Below are 19,285 nucleotides of genomic sequence, written 5' to 3'. Positions count from 1 at the left end.
CGCAGCGTCTCCTGCGATTGCGCCACGCCCGCCGACACCGCGATCACTTCTGTCGCCACGCCCGCTTCCTTCAGGCGTACCGCCTCCTCCACCGCGATTTCGTCGAACGGATTCATCGACATCTTCACGTTCGCGATGTCGACACCACTGCCGTCGCTCTTCACCCGAACTTTTACGTTGTAATCCACTACCCGTTTGACGGGGACAAGCACCTTCATGCGGAACTCCCTTGATTCAGAAACCCCGGGCGGCGGGCCACGACGACCACTCTCGCCCCCGGGAACGTACGACCTTACTCGATCTCGCGCCCTTTCGTCTCAGGCAACAACAAGGCGGTGATCAACACGACCAGATAGGCGCCGCCGGCAAACATGCCGATGGCCGCGCCAAGCCCGCTGGTCTTGGCCAAATAGCCGACCAGACTCGGGAACAGCGCACCGAAGCCGCGACCGAAGTTGTACGTGAATCCCTGCCCGTTGGCGCGCACCGCCGATGGAAACAACTCGGTCAGGTAAGCGCCCATGCCACTGAAAATGCCCGACGCCGCAAACCCCAGCGGGAAGCCGAGGAACAGCATCTGGTCATTGCTCAGTTGCAACTGCGTATAGGCGTAGATGGTCACGCCTGAGAGCACGGCAAAAATCAGCAGGTTGGCGCGACGTCCCAGTCGGTCAGTCAGATAGGCGCCCGTCAGGTAGCCGACGAACGATCCGAGAATGATCACGAGCAAATAGCCGCCGGTACCGATGACCGACAGATGACGCTCAGTCTTCAGGAACGTGGGCAACCACGTCGTCACGGCGTAGTAGCCACCCTGCACGCCGGTACACAGCAGCGCGGCAAGCGCCGTGGTCTTGATGAGCGACGGCGAGAAAATCGCCCAGGCCGAGGTGCGTCTGGCCGAGGACGCCTCCTGCTTGCGCGTGCGCTCGAACAGCGCCGGTTCCGGCACGTTCTTTCGAATGAAGAGCACGAACAGCGCCGGGATCACACCAATCCAGAACAGCACGCGCCAGGCATACGTCTCGGGCAGCAGCGAGAACGACGCCGTGTAGCACAGCGCCGCCACCGCCCAGCCAATGGCCCAGCCGCTTTGCACCGTGCCGACGGCGCGCCCGCGATACTCGGTGCGCACGATCTCGCCCATGAGCACCGACCCCACCGCCCACTCGCCGCCAAAGCCCAACCCCTGCAACGCGCGCAACACGAATATCTGCTCGAAGTTCTGCGCGAAGCCGATCAGGACCGTGCAAATCGAGAACCACAGGATCGTGGCTTGCAGAATGCGCACGCGCCCGAAGCGGTCGGCGAGCACGCCCGCCAGCCACCCACCGATGGCCGAGAACAACAGGGTCACGGTGGCCAGCATGCCGGCCTGCGCCTTGTCGATCTGGAAGACGGTGATCAACGTCGTGATGACGAAGGTAAATACCATGAAGTCGAGCGCATCGAGCGCCCAGCCGCCGAACGCCGCGACAAACGTGCGCCGCTCGGTTTTGTTCATCTGCCGATACCAGTCCATCTTGTCTCCTCCTGACGTTTTGAAGTGCTTTGAAGTGAGGTTTGTACGCGGGCGCGCGATGCGCCCGACAATGCCGGCGAGGTCAATCCGTCACGCCGCCGCCGGAAATCCGTAAAGTCGCGCCGGGTTGTCCACGAGAATGCGGCGGCGCGTGTCGGCGTCGGGCGCCCACAGCGGCAACAGATTGCGCAACGCACCGGTGTTCGGCATGCGCGTGAGCGACACATGCGGCCAGTCGCTGCCCCAGACCATGCGATCGGGGGCGTCTTCGATCAGCGCTTGCGCAAACGGCGTGACGTCCTCGAATGTCGGAAAACGCTCGCTGATGCGATAGGCGCCCGAGAGCTTCACCCAGTACCCGTGATCGCGCACGAGCGCGCGCAGTGCGGAGAAGCCCGGAGCGTCGAGCCCTTGCGCCACCGGCGTGTGTCCCATGTGATCGACGATGCCCGGCACCGGCAGCTTCGTCATGCGCGGCATGAGCTCGGGCAGCGCGTTCACGTCCATCAGGAACTGCATGTGCCAGCCCAGGTCCTTGATGCGATGCGCGAGCGTTTCCATCGCCATGAAGCCGATGCCGCCACCGAACAGCACGTTGATGCGCAACCCGCGAACGCCCGCCGCGTGCATCGCCTCGAGTTCGGCGTCGGTCACGTCCGGCGAGACCACCGCGATACCGCGCAGACGGTCGGGATGACGGCGCAACGTCTCGAGCAGGTAACGGTTATCCGTGCCATAGACGCTGATTTGCACAAGCACGCCGTAGGTCATGCCGGTGGCATCGAGCATGGCGAGATACTTGTCTTCGGGCGCGGGGGGCGGCGTATAGCTGCGCTCGGGCACCATCGGGTACGCGTCGCTCGCCGCGATCACGTGCGCGTGCGTGTCGACCGCGCCGAACGGCACCACGAACGACGGCGGATCGATCTCCGGCAGCGGGCCGAGGCACAGCGGCGCGCCGGCGGCGGGGGTGGCAATCATATCGACTCCTCAAGGAATGCGAGGCGACGCCCGGAACATCGGGCGCACTCGGGGAAAACAGGTCGAGCGCCGGGCACACCGGCACACGTCAATCAAGCAGACGCTTACAGCAACTTGCCCGGATTCATGATGCCGGCCGGATCGAACACGGCCTTGATTTCGCGCATCAGCCGCAACTCCAGCGGCGACTTGTACTTCGCGAAGGACGCGCGCTTGAGCTGCCCGATGCCGTGCTCGGCACTGATGCTGCCGCCATAACGCGCCACTTCGTCGAGCACTTCGGCAGTGATCGCCTCGCCGTGCTTCGCCATGAAGTCCGTCGCCTCGCCCGCGGGGCGCGACAGGTTGTAATGCAGATTGCCATCGCCGAAATGCCCGAAGATGAAGGGACGCACCTGCGGGCACACGCGCCGCACACGCGCTTCGGCGCTCGTCATGAAATCCGGAATGGCTTCGATGGGGAGCGAGACGTCATGCTTGAGGTGCGGTCCGTCCGCGCGCTGCGCCTCGGAGATCTCCTCGCGCAACTTCCACATCGCCTCCACCTGCCCCAGCGTGGACGACACCACGGCGTCGGCACACAGATCGCGCTCGATGGCCGTCTCGATCACGCGCTCCAGCAAGGCGGCCAGCGCCTGCTCGTCTGTGGTGTCGGCCAGTTCGATCAGCACATAGCCAGGGTGCCGCTCGCCGAATGGCGCACGCACATCGGGCACATGCGCCATCACCAAATCGACGCACTCGCCCGTAAAGAACTCGAACGCCTGCATGCGCGGGCCGCATGCCGCGAACAGCAATTCATACAAGGCCAGCGCCTGACGTGGCGACGTCACCGCGGCAATCACCACCTGGCGCACGGGAGTCGGCGCATACAGCCGCAACGCCGCGGCGGTGATCACGCCGAGCGTGCCTTCCGAGCCAATGAGCAATTGTTTGAGGTCATAACCGGTGTTGTCCTTGCGCAGGGTGCGCAGGCCATGCAGTATCTCGCCGTTCGGCAGCACAGCCTCAACGCCCAGCACCAGTTCGCGCGTCATGCCGTAGCGCACCACGTTCACGCCGCCGGCGTTGGTGGCGAGATTGCCGCCGAGCTGACACGAACCCTCGGCTGCAAGACTGAGCGGCAGCAGGCGGTTTGCGTCGCGCGCGGCGCGTTGCAAGTCTTCGAGAATGCAGCCGGCCTCGGCGACCAGCGTGTTCGCGATGGTGTCCAGACTGCGCACGGTGTTCATGCGATCGAGGCTGAGCACCACGTTCTGCGTGGACGCGTCGGGCGTGGCACCACCGCACAGCCCCGTATTGCCGCCACGCGGCACGACCGGCGTACCCGTGCTCTGACATAGCGCGAGAATCTTCGCGACGTCTTCCGTCGTGCGCGGACGCACGACCGCCTGGGCATTGCCGCGATACATGCCGCGCCAGTCGGCGAGCCATGGCGCGACGTCGTCGGCGGACGTGAAAACGCAATCGGCACCGACAGCGTCGACAAGGCGTTGGGCGAAAGCAGTGAGGGTCATAGGGTCGCGCGTCGGGGGTTAAGTTGCGGAAGGTGGCATCTGACGACGGGTCAGGCGCGGGTCGGCGCGATCGCGCCGGTAATGATGTCGCGCTCGGGCAACGTCAGCCCGAGGCGCGCGGAGGCGCGCAACAGATGCGAGAGCGACGCCGCGCGTGCCAGCAGCGGGTCACGCGCCTTGATGGCGTTGAACACCGCCACGTGTTCCTGATGCACCTGCGCGGCGAGTCCCTCATGGCGTAGCGTGTTCGAGCGCGCCGCTTGCACGACCTGTCGCATTTGCAGGTTCAGATATTGCAGAAGGTCGGCGTAATAACGGTTGTGCGTGGCACGCGCAATCGCCGCGTGAAACGCGGTGTCGTACTCCACGCCGTTGTCGGCGTGATACAGATTCGTCTCAAGCTTCTCCAGGATGTCGGCAAGCCGGCGAATGTCGTCGTCGGTATGACGAACGGCGGCGAGCGCGGCGGCCGTGCTCTCCAGATCGAGACGCAGCTCGTAGACGCTCGCGAGATCGGCGGCGTCCTCCCCGGCCGGCACCTGAAAGCCGCTCGACGGCGTGCGCGCCTTCACCGTCACGCCTGCGCCTTGCCGGCTGTCGATCAACCCTTGCGAACGCAGACGCTCCGTCACTTCGCGAATCACGGCCGGGCTCACGCCATACGTCTCGGCCAGTTGCTTGCCGGTCGGCAGCTTGGTGCCGATCGGATAGGCCCCCTGCCGGATCGCGTCCTGCAACTGCTGCGCAACCTGCTCGGTCAGGGTTCTGGGCTTCGTCGTCATCCTGTCTTGTCATCCGATAATTTTCTGGTTTGCATGTTATCTGAAAACTTTGAGCATTCCCCACCGAGTTAACCCTAGGTTCGACCGACCTCTCACCACCCCGTGAAAGACAAAAGCGGCGAGGGAAACACGCTCCCTCACCGCCTGTGTTGCCTGTGTTGCCTGTGTTGCCTGTGTTGCCTGTGTTGCCTGTGTTGCCTGTGTTGCCTGTGTTGCCTGTGTTGCCGTGTTGCTGCCCGCCGCCCTTAGAAGCCGATCAACACTTCCGTGACGTGGCCCACGTTCGGCGGCGCCGCGAAACAGTCGCTCACCAGCGCACGCCATTGCTGGAACGCTTCCGAGTTGCGGAAGTGGACCGTATGGTCTTCGAGGGTTTCCCACGTCACGACGAGGCTGTAATGCGTCGGCTGCTCAATGGACTTGAGCAGACGCATGCCGTGGCAGCCTTTCGAGCCCTTGAACAACGGCGCAGCCTTGGCGACACCTTGCTCGAACGCGGCTTCGGTGCCGGGCTTCACTTCGATCTGGGCAATTTCAAAGATCATCGGATTTCCTCAGTGATTTGCGCGTGATGGCGCTGATGTCGGTCTGGTTGTCGTCGCATGGTGGCGTGGCCTGCGGCCCGGCATCACCGACACCGGGCAGGCGCATGGCCGCGCGAGACCGTCAGATTCTATACCGCGCGTTCACGTGACGCACCGCCTGAAAGGTCGCGCGCCCTTTCCAAGTTTTTCGGTACCCCCAAGCTCGCATCGATGCACGGACTTCGCACATGGGTTTGCCTCTCGGCACCATGAACGTGCAACTCGGCACGGCAAACACCATATCGCCAGACAAAACATCAATAAAAATCAATGAATTGAAAACACCTGGCATCACTCTTGCGTATCATCACTCTTCTTCATGTTTGCACCAAAAGAGCACATTCATGCCCAATTCCAATACACCCGGGGACGTGCTGTTCCTTTTGCTCGGCGCGATCCTGGTGCTTGCCATGCACGCTGGCTTTGCATTTCTCGAACTCGGCACGGTTCGAAAGAAGAATCAGGTCAATGCCCTCGTCAAGATCCTGACCGACTTCGCGGTCTCGGGTCTCGCCTATTTCTTCATCGGCTATCCGCTCGCGTACGGCGTCGATTTCTGGTCGAGTGCCACGGTGCTCTCCGAGCACAACGGCTACGCGCTGGTTCGCTTTTTCTTCCTGCTGACGTTCGCGGCGGCGATTCCCGCCATCGTGTCGGGCGGCATTGCCGAGCGGGCCAAGTTTCATCCGCAGTCGGTGGCGACGTTCTTCCTCGTCGGCGTGATTTATCCGTTCTTCGAGGGCATCGCCTGGAACGGCCATCTGGGGGTTCAGGACTGGTTCACGCATGCGCTGGGCGCACCGTTCCACGATTTCGCGGGTTCGGTGGTGGTGCATGCCGTGGGCGGCTGGATCGGGCTGGCCGCGGTGCTGCACCTCGGCGCGCGCCGGGGGCGCTATAACGGCCAGGGACAAGTGGCCGCGCATCCGCCGTCGTCGATTCCGTTCCTGGCGCTTGGCGCGTGGATTCTGATCGTCGGCTGGTTCGGCTTCAACGTCATGAGTGCGCAGCGCGTGGGCGGCATTTCGGGGCTGGTCGCCGTGAATTCGCTCATGGCCATGGTGGGCGGCACGCTCGTCGCGATGTGGGTCGGCAAGGACGATCCCGGCTTCATCCACAACGGTCCGCTCGCGGGACTCGTGGCCGTGTGTGCGGGCTCGGACGTGATGCATCCGCTGGGCGCACTGGTCGTCGGCGCGGTGGCGGGCGGTTTGTTCGTGTGGCTGTTCACGGTGACGCAGAACCGTCTGCGCATCGACGACGTGCTCGGCGTGTGGCCGTTGCACGGCGTGTGCGGCGTGTGGGGCGGCGTGGCCGCCGGCATTTTCGGACAGACGGCGCTCGGGGGCGTGGGCGGTGTGAGCTTCCTCGCGCAGCTCGCCGGGACCGCGATGGGCGTGGCGATCGCTTTCGCCGGCGGCTATGTCGTGTACGGCGTGATCAAACGCTTCGTAGGCCTGCGGCTCGACGACGAACAGGAATATTACGGCGCCGATCTCTCCATCCACAAGATCACCGCGACGCCGGAGCGCGAGACGAATTGGTGAGTGATGAGTTCATGGGTTGCGTTCAACGCTGAACCGAAATGCGATGCTGCGAGGCGCGGTAGTTGGATGCGGATGATTGCTCAAGGTCCTCTCGCGCGCCGGGGGCTCACGCCGGCCCCCTACCCCGGCGCCAACCGCTCCAACAACATCGCCACAAACGTTTGCGTGATGGGAGGTAACGTTCTCCCGCGCTTTTTGATCAACGCGATGGGTCGCAGGAACGCGTCGTGATCGATCGGGCGAACCCGCAATTCCGGCTCCGCTCTGACTTCCCGAGCCGACGCCGGCAGGATGGTCACCCCGAGTCCCGCGCGGACCATGGCGACGGCCGTCATCATATACGTCGGCTCGCAGGCAATTTCCGGTGCGCACCCGCCGCTCGTGAACGCGCCGTCCACCACCGCTCTCACACTGGTGCCTTGCGCCGTCAGCACCAGGGGCACGCTGGCGAGATCCGTCAGCGATACGCGTTTGCGTCGCGCAAACGCATGTCCCGCCGGCAGCACCGCCACCAGTTGATCGGCGCCCGCGTACAGCACGTCGATCTCCGCGTCGCTCAACTCGCCGCCCGTCAGGCCGATATCGACCTCTTCGTGACGCACCAGCGTCTCGACCACGCCCGCCACCGCATCTCTCACGTGAAAACCGGCGCGCGGTACCGCTGCCTTCACCTGCTGGATCAACTCCGGCAGCACACTCGCCGCAAACGTCGGCAAACAGGCAATCCGCACCGTGCCGCTCGACCCGTCGCCGAGCGCACGGGCATCGATCAGCACGTGCTCCATGTCATGCAGCGACTTCTGCAACAACGGCAGTAGCTCGCGGCCCGTCGGCGTCAGCGCAACATTGCGGCTGTTGCGATCGAACAGCCGCACGCCGACCGTCTCCTCCAGCCGCCGGATCTGCACAGTCAATGCCGGCTGCGACAAATGCAGTCGCGACGCCGCGCGCGTGAAGCTGCCCGTCTGCGCCACCGCGATAAACGCCCGAATGTCTCGTAGATTCAAATCCATTATGTTTATTGATTGCTGCGATCAAATCATTTCAATTGATTTATCAACGCCTCGAACTTACGCTCGATCGCATCAAAAAACAACATGGGAGACAAGCACATGCTGCCATTACTGGGGCTGGCTACCATCGTCGTGCTGCTCGGCGCGATTCTTTCAAAACGCATGTCGCCACTCGTGGCGCTCATCATCGTGCCGATCGTGGCGTCGTTGATCGGCGGGTTCGGCTTTCATACCAGCAAGTTCGTCATCGACGGCCTCAAGAGCCTCGCGCCGGTCGTCGGCATGTTCGTCTTTGCGATTCTGTACTTCGGCACCATCACCGACGCGGGCACGCTCGACCCGATCATCGATCGCATCCTGAAAGCCGTCGGCACCCGGCCCACGCGCATCGTCATGGGCACGACGCTGCTCGCCCTGCTGATCCACCTCGACGGTTCCGGCGCCGTGTGCTTCCTCGTGACGATTCCGGCCATGCTCCCGCTCTACGACCGTCTGGGCATGGACCGCCGCGTGCTCGCGGCCGCGGTGTCGATGGCCGCGGGCATCAACTTCCTGCCCTGGACCGGGCCCATGATCCGGGCATCGGCGTCGCTCCACCTGCCGGTGTCGAGCCTGTTCAATCCGTTGATTCCGGTGCAGGCCATCGGGTTGGTCTTCGTGTTCGGCATGGCCTACTGGCTCGGCCGCCGGGAAGAGAAGCGGCTCGGGCTTTCCTCCGCAAGCGGTTCGATCCCGATGCCCAAGCGTGAACTCTCGCCGGAGCAGCAGGCACTGCGCCGTCCGAAGCTGTTCTGGTTCAACATCATCCTCACGCTGATCGTGCTCGGCACGATGGTCGTGATGGGCGAGAAGCTGCCGCCGGCGATCATGTTCATGGTCGGCCTGTGCGTGGCACTGATGGTCAATTACCCGGACGTCGACATGCAACGCAAGCGCATCGACGCGCACGCTCGCGCGGCGTTGATGATGGCCGGCATTCTGCTCGCCGCCGGGGTCTTCACCGGCGTGATGCAGGGCAGCGGCATGCTCAAGGCGATGGCGCAAGCCGCCGTCGGCTTCGTGCCTCCTGACATGGCCAGCCACATTCCGGTCGCGCTCGGCCTGTTGTCGATGCCGCTGAGCATGCTGTTCGATCCCGACTCGTTTTACTTCGGCGTACTGCCTGTCATCGCCGAGGTGGCCGGACAACTGGGCGTGCCGGCCGTGCACGTGGGTCAGGCGGCTCTGCTTGGCCAGATGACGACAGGCTTCCCCGTGAGCCCGCTCACGCCGGCCACGTTCCTGGTGGTCGGCCTGTGCGGCATCGATTTGGCCGACCATCAGAAATTCACGTTTCCGCTGCTGTTCGGCGCATCCGTCGTCATGACGATCGCGTGTGTCGCCCTCGGCATCTTCACGCTTTAAGCCTTACTGAACGGACCCGACCCGCATGAACGGCACGCCACCCACCCCGTCTTCGAAACGCATCCGGATCGGCGCAGGCGCCGGATACTCCGGCGACCGCATCGAGCCTGCCGTTGAACTCGCTCAGCAAGGCGCGCTCGACTATCTGGTCTTCGAATGCCTGGCCGAGCGCACCATCGCCATCGCGCAACAGGCGCGTCGCCAAGACCCGCAATCCGGCTACGACCCGCTGCTCGAAGCGCGCATGACGGCGGTACTGCCGTCAGCGCTGCGTAACGGGGTGCGGATCATCTCGAACATGGGCGCGGCCAACCCGCTCGCGGCCGCACGCAAGACGGCAGAGATCGCGCGCGCGCTGGGGCTGGGCGACGTCAAGATCGCTGCCGTCACCGGCGACGACGTGCTCGACGTCGTGCTGCAAGGCGATGCCCATTTCGAAGAAACGGGCGAGCGCGTGGCGTCGTACGGGAATCGTATCGTGTCGGCCAATGCCTATCTGGGCGCGGCTGGCATCGTCGAGGCGTTGGCGGCAGGCGCGCAGATTGTCTTGACGGGCCGCGTGGCCGACCCGTCGCTGTTCGCCGCGCCGCTGATCCACGAATTCGGATGGCGCATGGACGATTGGGAAACGCTGGGCCAGGCCACCGTCGTGGGACACCTGCTGGAGTGCGCCGGACAAATCACGGGCGGCTACTTCGCCGATCCCGGCTACAAGGACGTGCCCAATCTCGCCACGCTCGGCTTCCCAATTGGCGAGGTAGCGCCCGACGGATCGGTTGTCATCACCAAGGTCCCCACCGCCGGCGGACGCGTGACGCAAGCCACATGCAAGGAGCAGTTGTTGTATGAGATTCATGATCCCCAGCGATATCTCCAGCCCGACGTCGTCGCCGACTTCTCGCAAGTCGGCGTGGCTGAGGAAGGCCCTGACCGGATCAAGATAACAGGCGGGCGCGGCACCCCCCGCCCGGACACGCTGAAGGTTTCCGTCGGCTATGTCGACGGATTCATTGGCGAAGGACAGATCTCGTACGGTGGCCCGGGCGCCGTGGCGCGGGCAAGGCTCGCGCTCGATATCGTCCGCAAACGACTGGCACTGACGGGCGTACCGACGAGCGAATTGCGCTGCGATCTGATCGGGGTGAATTCACTACACGGCGACACGGCGGGCGCACGTCACGCCGAACCCTGCGAAGTCCGCATCCGCGTGGCGGGACGCACGGCATCGGCCGATCAGGCACTACGCATCGGCAACGAAGTCGAGACGTTGTACACCAACGGTCCGGCGGGCGGTGGCGGCGTGACCAAGTCCGTACGCGAGGTGCTCGCGGTCCAGTCGGTGCTGTTGCCACGCGAACACGTCAAGCCAACGTTTACCTTCGTGGAGATTTGAGATGAAACTGCGTGAACTCGCGCATTCTCGCACCGGCGACAAGGGCAATACGCTCAACATCTCGCTTATCTGCTACGACGCACGACACTACGAGCACCTGCGCGCCGAGGTCACGGCCGAGCGGGTGAAGGCGTTTCTGGAGGACGTCGTCCTTGGCGACGTCGTGCGATATGAACTGCCGCGTCTAGCCGCGTTCAACTTCGTTCTGGGCAAGGCGCTCGGGGGCGGTGTGACGCGCTCCCTCGCGCTGGACGCCCATGGCAAATCGATGAGTTCGGCCTTGCTGGATCTCGAGGTCGCGACGCCGGATTGACACGCAACGCGCTCGACGCGCCTACACGCCCACACCCCAGCCCGGACGGCTGCGGGACATATAACGTCGCCTCCCCTCGGGCTCCCGACGACCAACGCCCTACCATTTCGCACCGGCCGGCGACGGTCCGTCGGCATGCTGGCCGAGATAGCTGCGCAGATGGTCGACGAAGCAAGCGACCTTGGCCGACAGGTTCAGGCGCTCCGGATACACCGCGTAGATGTCGGCCGGCGGCGTCTCGTACTCGGGGAGTATGTGCGCCAGTCGACCGGTGCGCAGATATTTCGCCACATCCCACTGGGCGCGCATCAGAATGCCGCGCCCGTCCAGCGCCCAGTTCAAGGCGACCTCCCCATCGTTGGTGCTCAGCTTGCCGTGCACCTTGACCGTCTCGGTGTTCCCGCCACGGCTAAGCCGCCAATTGCCGTAAGCCGCGTCGTTCTGACGCAGCACGATGCACTCGTGCTGCGTGAGGTCATGCGGATAGGCCGGCTCACCCGCCGCGCGCAAATAGCCCGGCGAGGCCACGAGCATGCGCCGGTTCGCCGCAATCCTGCGCGCCGTGAGTCGGGAGTCCGGCATTTCCCCGAACCGGATTGCGATATCGATGCCATCGTCGGGGAGCCCGACAGGCCGGTCCGTGAGGTGCAGTTGCACTTCCACATCGGGATACGCCTGCGTGAATGACGAGATGGCCGGGCCGACATACGAGCGCCCGAACCCCAACGGCGCATTGACCCGGAGCATTCCCTTCGGCGCCGCGCGGCTGCTCGACACCAAACGCTCCATATCGTCGATATCGCTCAGGATGCGCTGCGCGTGGGCAAAGTACACCTCCCCCTCGCTGGTCAGGCTGATGCGGCGCGTCGTCCGGTTGAGCAGCCGCACGCCAAGACGATCCTCCAGATTCGAAAGCCGCCGCGACACGGCCGGCGGCGTGAGATTCAGCTCGCGTGCCGTCGCCGCAAGACTACCCTGCCGGACCAGCGTACAAAAGAATTGGAGTTCCGTATCCGCGTTCATTCGTAAATTTTTTGCAACAATGAATTAACTATACATCGATTCAAATATTTTTTACAGGCATTAATCTCCATTCCCAGCCAACCTCATGTCGCGAACGCCTGATTCGGACACATGCATCGAGGACGGCCGGCATGCCACATCAGATGGCAGACAACACCCATGCAGCCGCGCCCGGTTGCGTGTCGGAACAACAGGAGACATCCCCATGGATAACGAGTTGGAAAAACGCACGCTGCGCCGCATCACCTGGCGCATCGTTCCCTTCATCGTGCTGCTCTACTTCATCGCGTACATCGACCGGGTCAATATCGGCTTTGCGGCGCTGACCATGAAGCACGATCTGGGTTTCAGCGCCTCGGCACTCGGCTTCGGCGCCGGCATTTTCTTCTGGGGCTACTTCATGTTCGAAGTGCCCTCCAACATCGTCCTGCACAAGGTCGGTGCCCGCCTCTGGATTGCGCGCGTCATGGTGACGTGGGGCATCATCTCCGCGGCCATGGCCTTCGTGCAGGGCACGACCAGCTTCTATATCGTGCGCTTTCTGCTCGGCGCGGCGGAAGCCGGATTCTTCCCCGGCATCATCCTTTACCTGAGCTACTGGTTTCCCGCGCGACATCGTGCCGGTGTGACGGCGCTGTTCATGGCCGCCGCCCCGCTGTCGACTGCGATTGGCTCGCCCATCTCCGCCGCGCTTCTGCAAATGCACGGTCTGGCGGGTCTGGCCGGCTGGCAATGGATGTTCATTCTCGAAGCCGTTCCGGCGCTGGTGCTGGGCGTGGTCGTCTTCTTCTTCATGACCGACAAGCCCGAGCAGGCCAAGTGGCTCAAGGATGACGAGCGCACCTGGCTGGTCGACACGATGCGCGCGGAAGCCGCCACCAAGGCGGGACATGCGGCGCACGGCCTCCTGAGCGGCCTGGCCAATCCGCGTGTGCTGGCGCTCTCGCTGATCTACTTCGGCACGTCCGCCGGGCTCTACACGCTGGGCATCTGGGCGCCGCAGATCATCAAGCAGCTCGGCGTCTCGTCGATGACGGTCGGCTTGCTCAACGCCATTCCCCCGCTTCTCTCGGTCGTCGCGATGATCGTCTGGTCGCGTCATTCGGACCGCACCGGTGAGCGCGCCTGGCACGTCGTGATCGCCTGCCTCGCGGCCGCCGTGGGACTGGTCGTGGCCACGGGCGCCACCAGCATCGTCGGGTTGATCGCCGCCCTCGCGCTCGTGAACATCGGCATCAGTTGCGCCAAGCCCCCGCTGTGGAGCATGCCGACGACGTTCCTGTCGGGCACGGCCGCCGCGACGGGCATCGCCACCATCAACTCCATCGGCAACCTCGGCGGCTTCGTCGGCCCGGCCATGATCGGCTGGATCAAGGACAAGACCGGCAGTTTCGAGGGCGGACTGTACTTCGTCGCCGGCCTGCTTGTCCTCTCCGCCACCCTGACCCTCGTGCTGGCCCGCACCCGCAAGCCGGCATCCACCGCAAACGGTGCCGTCGCTCACTGAGTGCACTGAGTGCCCCGAGCGCGCCACCGACCCATTTTTCAAGGAGCACCCCATGGACAAGGAAGCATCCATTCAGTCCCTGACGGACACCATGGCCAAATTCACGGCCTACATTGGCAAGCGCTTGCCCAAGGACGTCAAGGCAAAGCTGGCCGATTTGCGAACACTGGAAACCAACCCGCTCGCCAAGTCGGTGTACGACTCGATGGCGGGTAACCAGGAAGCCGCGGACAAGCTCGATCGTCCGAGCTGCCAGGACACCGGCGTGATCCAGTATTTCATCGAGGCGGGCGCCAATTTCCCGCTGCTGGGCGAGTTGGAGGACATCCTGCGCGAGGCGACCGAGACCGCGACGCGCATCGGACCGCTGCGCCACAACGCGGTCGAAACCTTCGACGAACGCAACACCGGCACCAACACCGGCACGCAGATTCCCTGGCTCGACTGGCGCATCGTGCCGCAGCAGGACACCTGCACGATCGACGTGTACATGGCCGGTGGCGGCTGCACCCTGCCCGGTGCCGCCAAGGTGCTGATGCCGGGTCAAGGTTACGAGGGTGTGGCGGAGTTCGTCATGGACGTCATCACTGAGCGTGGCGTGAACGCCTGCCCGCCGCTGCTCGTTGGCGTGGGCGTGTCGACCTCGGTCGAGACGGCCGCGCGGCTCTCCAAGCTGGCGATTCTGCGGCCGGTCGACTCGAAGAGCGACAACCCGCGCGCCGCGCTGATGGAACAACTGCTCGAACAGGGCCTGAACGAGGTCGGCATCGGCCCGCAGGGATTGACCGGCAACAACAGCGTGATGGGCGTGAACATCGAATCGTCGGCGCGCCATCCGTCCACCATCGGCGTTGCGATCAACACCGGTTGCTGGGCTCACCGTCGCGGCAAGATTCGCTTTAACGCCGACCTGTCCTACGAAGTGCTTTCCCACGAAGGAGTGGTGCTGTGAAGAAGATCCTGACGACCCCGATCAAGGATGAAGACCTGGAAGACCTCAACGTCGGCGACGTTGTGTATCTGACCGGCCGACTCGTCACGTGCCGTGACGTGGCGCACCGTCGCTTGATCGAACAGGGACGCGAGTTGCCCGTCAACCTCGAAGGCGGCGCGATTTTCCACGCGGGACCCATCGTGCGCAAGAAGGACGATGGCGGCTTCGAGATGGTGTCCATCGGACCGACGACGAGTATGCGCATGGAAAAGTTCGAGCGCGAATTCATCCGCAAGACCGGCGTGAAGCTCATCGTCGGCAAGGGCGGCATGGGACCGGAGACGGCCGCAGGCTGCCAGGAACACAAAGCCATTCACGCCATTTTCCCGGGCGGCTGCGCGGTGCTGGCAGCGACCTTGGTTGAAGAGATCGAAGGGGCTGAATGGCAGGACCTGGGCATGCCGGAGACGTTGTGGATCAACCGCGTGAAGGTGTTCGGCCCGCTCATCGTGTCGATCGACACGAAGGGCAACAACCTGATCCAGCAAAACAAGGTGACGTTCAACGAGAAGAAAGCGCCGATTCTCGCGAAAATCAGTGAACAACTGAGTTTCATCAAGTAAGCGCGGGAACCTCGGCACATCGCAACGTCTGCCGCCGCCAGTGGCGAGTCCCGTTCGGGACGCCACTGGCTGGCGGCCGATTCATTTCCGCAGCCGCGCGCTCCCGGTCGGTGAACGCCAAGCCGCCGTCATGACGGCCCAACGCGCGTCGTCGCGCCATCGCCTCACACCCACGTCGACTCGATATCGACATGCGCCACGCCCGAGCGCGTGCGCGCAACGCCTGGCGGGTCAGCGGGTCGGTCATCCGGCGACACCTCCGGCGCTTGCGCCACCGGCGTGCCGCACGACGACACCACGCGTTCCAGTAACGCCGCACTCCAGTGCTGATACAGTAACAACAACCGATACGACGTTCGGACTGGCGTCGCGCCCCCACATTGCCACGCCTCCCCCTTCCATCGATATCCCCACGGACTCTCGGCCGGATGCAGGCTCAGATAGCGGTGGCCGTCAACACATGACGCGTGGCACGGCACGTCGAACGCGTCACAAGCGGCGGCCATGTCGTTCGCCGTCAACGACTCGCCGCACCCCAGTAACCGCTCACGTAAAGCCTCGCTCGACGCGATGGCCGCCAGCAGCGAGGTGTCGCAATGCGTGGCGAGCTGCGTCACGCGCTCGACGCGATCGAGCACCGCCGCCTGATCGTCGGCCGATACCGTCGCGAGCCGCTCGCAAAGCGACGCCCATCGACGCGTCAAGTCCCTCGCATCGAGGGTGAACACCGCATTGCGCGCCCAAGTGCCCAGCAAACTCGTCACCGCGCGACAGGAATCGAGCATGAGCCCGGCCACGCGCAAGACGCCTCGATAACCGTCGGCCCCGCTCGACTGGCTCGGCTCGCTCGCGAACCACGACGGTATCCAGAGCCCCAGCCGCGCGGGCGGCACGGCGGTGTTGGCGAAGGTGAATAGTGTGGCGACGTCGCGCGCGCGCGTGAGCGTGGCCAGCGTGCCGCGCCACGACGACGGCGCTTCAGGGGGCGGCGCTGACGGCAACACGCAGGCCTCCAGCAGCCGGCATCCCGCGTCCATGCGCTTGAGCACTTCGTCGACGGCATGATGGCGAATCAGCGTCGGCGAACCGAGCGACTGTGTCATGACGCCCTTCGCGCCCTCGAACGCCAGCAGCGTCCAGTCGGCCCACGGCACCCCGAAAGGCGTGTTGGCGATTGAGGCACCGCGACCGGCGACCGGCGCCCCGTCATCCCCGGTCGCGCCCTCCTGGTAAAAGCAAGCGGCAATGATCGCGAGCAGTGACAGATTGCCCGCGAGCGACAGGGCATCGCGCGCCGCACGAAAGTGCCAACCGCGGTCGCCAGTCGCCGCCACCGCGTCAATCCATCGCGCAATGTCACGGCACGTCGGGTCGACATCGACATCGATAGCAGTGGCGGAAGAAAACGCGTTGGCGTTTGCATCGGTATCGGCGTGGACGTTGGCGTTCGCGCGGGCGGCACGGCTCGCGGTAGCGGTGCCGACACAATTACCGGTAGTGGTGCCGTAAGGCGGGCCCTCGTCGTGAGTGGGCGCCAACATCGCTTCCACCTGTGCGGCGTTGCGCGCCAGACGCGCGTCGCGCGCGTGCGCCAGATCAAACTCCTTGCGATAGAAGTGCTGGCACGGCCCCGTCGTCACCCACAAGCCCGCCCACGCCTTGGCAAACGCCCGCGCAAGCGCAGGATCGACGTGTCGCGACACCGCGGCCTCATCGCGCCGTACATGGCCCGCCGCATTGGCCGCCTGTGCGAGACCGGCGCCAAGTTCGGCTCGCGCGTCGCGCCGCGGCGTCGTCGCCTCTCTCCGGCCCGCCCGCTCGGCAGCCTGTGCCGTGCTCCAAGCCCCGCCCCAACCACTTGCGCCTGCACACTGCTGGTACCACATCGCTGCCCTCCTGCGGGTCGTCGCCGGGCGCGCCGGCAAACCGTCGACTATAGGCAGACAGGATCGCGCCCGCCGTTCCCCGTATCGCGGGCACTGCGGCATGTCCCGCCGCAAAGCGTCGAACCCAGTCGACGTCGCACCGCGAACTGCCCCCAGCGAGTGCCCACTTACGCAGATTGCACACGACAGGGTGCACATCCCCTCTCGCCAAGTGCCGATGCGTCGCGGTAGACTTTCGGACACCTGACGTCGGCGGTCGCTCGCAGACGCTGGCGAGTCCCCACTTCGCGACGTTTGCCGCGAAGCCGGTGGGCTCGTGCCACGCCGGCCAGCGAACGATCCACGACATTTCAACGCAAGAACGCGAGCGCGCCTGCCGCGCACCCCCTGCCCCCATGGTCAATATTCCATCTCAGACGTCTGCCACGCCTCCTCCCGCGACCCTCGCCGCGCTGCCGCTAGTTCCGCTCGCGCCGGACGATATCCCCCTGGGAGAAGCCCTGCCCTGGGCCATCGTCGATCGCAATGGGGAGCCGCTGCTCGCTGAGGGCGATATCGTCCCCACGCCGGCCGGCCGCGACTGGCTGTTCACGTCGTTCGCCCCGCATCGCATCGCCAATCTCGGTGAAGACGACACCACGCCGTCGGACGTTGCGCCGCCTTTGGCACCGTCCCCCGACCCTGCGGCACCTGCCGCGCTCGGCGCGACGCAACCGCAGTACGCACTCACCGACCTGAATCTGCACCCCGGCGACTGGCTGCAGATTCAGTTGCCGCCGGGCGCCGGGTCGCAGCGACTGCGCACGCGTGTGATCGGTTACGCACCGAATCAGATGCTGTTCGTCACCGCCCCGACGGGCCGCGCCGCGCCCCATGCGCTGCAAGCGAGCGAGCGGCTCGAACTCTGGACGTTCTCAGGCGAAGACATCTACCACTTCGTCTGCACGGTGGAGCGCGTCAAGCGGCTGCCGTTCGATTACGTCGTGCTGTCCGCGCCGGCGCAGATTCGCCGCAAGGTGCTGCGCCGGTCGCAGCGCGTGTCCGCCAGGCTGGTCGTCTCGGTGAGCGCCGGCGAGGCCCGCCATCTTGCCCTGCTGCAAGATGTCAGTGCCGAAGGTGTCTCGCTGCTGGCCGATACCCCGCTCGGTGCGCCCGGCGACAGCCTGCATCTGGCGTTTCGCGTGCGCGTCGGCGATATCGACATGCCCATCGACACCGCCGGCACGATCCGCAGCGTGCAACAGGGCGACGATGGCAGCCATCTGCACGGCATCGAATTGTCCGCGCTCGACCCGTCGCATTACGTCGCGCTCAAGTGCTACGTCTACGAGCGCCTGCTGGCGCTCGGGGGGGCCTGATGGCAAAGCCGACGCCTCCCGAGGACGAGCGTCCGCGCACGCTCGCCAGCCAGACGCTCTTCCGTGGTCTCGATATCGTGGAAGCCGTCGCCGCCGGCATCGACACGGTGCCCGCGCTCTCGGCACACACGGGCATTACGCCGTCGACCACGCACCGAATTGCGTCGGCGCTCGTGCATGCGGGGTATCTGCGTTTCGAGCCGCGGCGCGGCTACCGCCTGGGTAACAAGCTCATCGAACTGGGATTTCTTGCCTATCGACAAATCGACTTGCCGCGGGTCGCTCGGCCAACGCTCGAAGCACTTGCGAGCGAAACGCAGGACACCGTGCATCTGGCCGTCGCGGACGGCTGGGAAGTGATGTATCTCGACAAGCTGCCCGGACAACGCGCCGTGGAAATCAGCTCGCGCATCGGCGGACGCAAACCGATCTGCGTCACGGGGGTGGGCAAAGCGCTGTTGCTTGATCAGGACGAAGCCGCATGGCAGGCGCAGCTTGCACACTATCAGTCGCAAGCGTCGTCAGCGCCAATCGATAAGGCGACGTGGCTCGCACGCATGCACGACTACGCACGTCTTGGCTATGCCTTCGATCTGGAGGACGACACGCCGCAGATTCGCTGCGTGGCCGCGCCGGTGTATGACGCGAGCCAACGCATCGTGGCCGCCATCAGCGTATCGAGCACGACCAAGTATATGAGCCGCGAGCGCATGCAGGAACTCGTGCCGCGCGTGAAGCACGCCGCCGCGCAAATCAGCCACCAGCTCGGCTGGTCCGGTCACGGGGGCTGAGGCGCGTCGACTGGGACTCTCGTCGACAAAAAAGCGCGGCCCTCGCATGCAAGGGCCGTTGACGGTTCCGCTTGGGAGACGCCGCTACCTGGGAGATGCCTCGTGTG

At 64.7% G+C, this 19,285-nt stretch carries 18 protein-coding genes; 9 read left to right on the top strand and 9 right to left on the bottom strand.

Annotated features, from left to right (window positions below; all coding sequences use genetic code 11):
* The 6 genes from PEP31012_RS14775 to PEP31012_RS14750 form a co-directional block, all read right to left on the bottom strand.
* On the bottom strand, positions 1-218 hold a 218-nt coding region (locus PEP31012_RS14775; RefSeq protein ID WP_425494964.1), incomplete at its 3' end, for an electron transfer flavoprotein subunit beta/FixA family protein.
* 74 nt (positions 219-292) lie between these two features.
* Positions 293-1,522, bottom strand: coding sequence for an MFS transporter (locus PEP31012_RS14770; RefSeq protein ID WP_150590076.1), 1,230 nt, complete (start codon positions 1,520-1,522; stop codon positions 293-295).
* Positions 1,523-1,612: 90 nt separating this feature from the next.
* Positions 1,613-2,503, bottom strand: coding sequence for an amidohydrolase family protein (locus PEP31012_RS14765; RefSeq protein WP_150590075.1), 891 nt, complete (start codon positions 2,501-2,503; stop codon positions 1,613-1,615).
* A 104-nt stretch (positions 2,504-2,607) separates the two neighbouring features.
* A complete protein-coding gene (locus PEP31012_RS14760) occupies positions 2,608-4,020 on the bottom strand; it encodes an FAD-binding oxidoreductase (protein ID WP_150590074.1) in 1,413 nt (470 codons plus the stop codon).
* 50 nt (positions 4,021-4,070) lie between these two features.
* Entirely contained in the window at positions 4,071-4,802 is a 732-nt protein-coding gene (locus PEP31012_RS14755; RefSeq protein WP_150590073.1) for a FadR/GntR family transcriptional regulator, read from the bottom strand.
* Positions 4,803-5,047: 245 nt separating this feature from the next.
* Positions 5,048-5,347 (bottom strand): antibiotic biosynthesis monooxygenase family protein, encoded by a 300-nt coding sequence (locus tag PEP31012_RS14750; protein ID WP_150590072.1) that lies wholly within the window; start codon positions 5,345-5,347, stop codon positions 5,048-5,050.
* Between the two features lie 383 nt (positions 5,348-5,730).
* Here PEP31012_RS14750 and PEP31012_RS14745 point away from each other — a divergent pair, with 383 nt between their 5' ends.
* A complete protein-coding gene (locus PEP31012_RS14745; RefSeq protein ID WP_150590071.1) occupies positions 5,731-6,933 on the top strand; it encodes an ammonium transporter in 1,203 nt (400 codons plus the stop codon).
* Between the two features lie 119 nt (positions 6,934-7,052).
* On the opposite strand, the gene PEP31012_RS14740 is transcribed toward PEP31012_RS14745, so the two are convergent.
* Positions 7,053-7,946 carry a LysR family transcriptional regulator gene (locus PEP31012_RS14740; RefSeq protein ID WP_150590070.1) on the bottom strand — a complete coding sequence of 298 codons (894 nt, stop codon included), beginning with the start codon at positions 7,944-7,946 and terminating at the stop codon, positions 7,053-7,055.
* 99 nt (positions 7,947-8,045) lie between these two features.
* Here PEP31012_RS14740 and PEP31012_RS14735 point away from each other — a divergent pair, with 99 nt between their 5' ends.
* From PEP31012_RS14735 to PEP31012_RS14725, 3 genes are read left to right on the top strand one after another with little or no spacing between them, the layout of a single operon-like run.
* Positions 8,046-9,350, top strand: coding sequence for a CitMHS family transporter (locus PEP31012_RS14735; protein WP_150590069.1), 1,305 nt, complete (start codon positions 8,046-8,048; stop codon positions 9,348-9,350).
* A 25-nt stretch (positions 9,351-9,375) separates the two neighbouring features.
* On the top strand, positions 9,376-10,743 hold the full coding sequence (locus PEP31012_RS14730) for an acyclic terpene utilization AtuA family protein (RefSeq protein ID WP_150590068.1): 1,368 nt from the start codon (positions 9,376-9,378) through the stop codon (positions 10,741-10,743).
* A gap of 1 nt (position 10,744) precedes the next feature.
* The gene (locus PEP31012_RS14725; protein ID WP_150590067.1) at positions 10,745-11,056 is read left to right on the top strand and encodes an AtuA-related protein; all 312 of its coding nucleotides are present in this window, start codon (positions 10,745-10,747) and stop codon (positions 11,054-11,056) included.
* A 99-nt stretch (positions 11,057-11,155) separates the two neighbouring features.
* Here PEP31012_RS14725 and PEP31012_RS14720 read toward each other — a convergent pair whose 3' ends face one another.
* Positions 11,156-12,079 carry a LysR family transcriptional regulator gene (locus PEP31012_RS14720; protein WP_150590066.1) on the bottom strand — a complete coding sequence of 308 codons (924 nt, stop codon included), beginning with the start codon at positions 12,077-12,079 and terminating at the stop codon, positions 11,156-11,158.
* A 205-nt stretch (positions 12,080-12,284) separates the two neighbouring features.
* On the opposite strand from PEP31012_RS14720, the gene PEP31012_RS14715 reads away from it, so the two are divergent.
* The 3 genes from PEP31012_RS14715 to ttdB are packed head-to-tail and all read left to right on the top strand — an operon-like array spanning position 12,285 to position 15,143.
* Positions 12,285-13,586: an MFS transporter gene (locus tag PEP31012_RS14715; protein WP_150590065.1), complete on the top strand. Its 1,302-nt coding sequence runs from the start codon at positions 12,285-12,287 to the stop codon at positions 13,584-13,586.
* A 52-nt stretch (positions 13,587-13,638) separates the two neighbouring features.
* On the top strand, positions 13,639-14,538 hold the full coding sequence (gene ttdA, locus PEP31012_RS14710) for a L(+)-tartrate dehydratase subunit alpha (protein WP_150590064.1): 900 nt from the start codon (positions 13,639-13,641) through the stop codon (positions 14,536-14,538).
* Positions 14,535-15,143 (top strand): L(+)-tartrate dehydratase subunit beta, encoded by a 609-nt coding sequence (gene ttdB / locus PEP31012_RS14705; protein WP_150590063.1) that lies wholly within the window; start codon positions 14,535-14,537, stop codon positions 15,141-15,143. Before ttdA ends, ttdB begins: the two co-directional genes overlap by 4 nt.
* 164 nt (positions 15,144-15,307) lie before the next feature.
* On the opposite strand, the gene PEP31012_RS14700 is transcribed toward ttdB, so the two are convergent.
* Positions 15,308-17,029, bottom strand: coding sequence for a hypothetical protein (locus tag PEP31012_RS14700; protein ID WP_150590062.1), 1,722 nt, complete (start codon positions 17,027-17,029; stop codon positions 15,308-15,310).
* 395 nt (positions 17,030-17,424) lie between these two features.
* On the opposite strand from PEP31012_RS14700, the gene PEP31012_RS14695 reads away from it, so the two are divergent.
* Positions 17,425-18,387: a flagellar brake protein gene (locus PEP31012_RS14695; RefSeq protein ID WP_150590061.1), complete on the top strand. Its 963-nt coding sequence runs from the start codon at positions 17,425-17,427 to the stop codon at positions 18,385-18,387.
* Complete coding sequence (locus tag PEP31012_RS14690) at positions 18,387-19,178, top strand: IclR family transcriptional regulator (protein WP_150590060.1); 792 nt, start codon at positions 18,387-18,389, stop codon at positions 19,176-19,178. Before PEP31012_RS14695 ends, PEP31012_RS14690 begins: the two co-directional genes overlap by 1 nt.
* Positions 19,179-19,285: the final 107 nt, after the last annotated feature.

The sequence above is a fragment of the Pandoraea eparura genome (genome assembly GCF_902459725.1).
Classification (GTDB): Bacteria; Pseudomonadota; Gammaproteobacteria; order Burkholderiales; family Burkholderiaceae; genus Pandoraea; species Pandoraea eparura.
The sequence above is the reverse complement of the archived record's forward strand: the minus strand, read 5'-3'. Positions and strand labels throughout refer to the sequence as shown.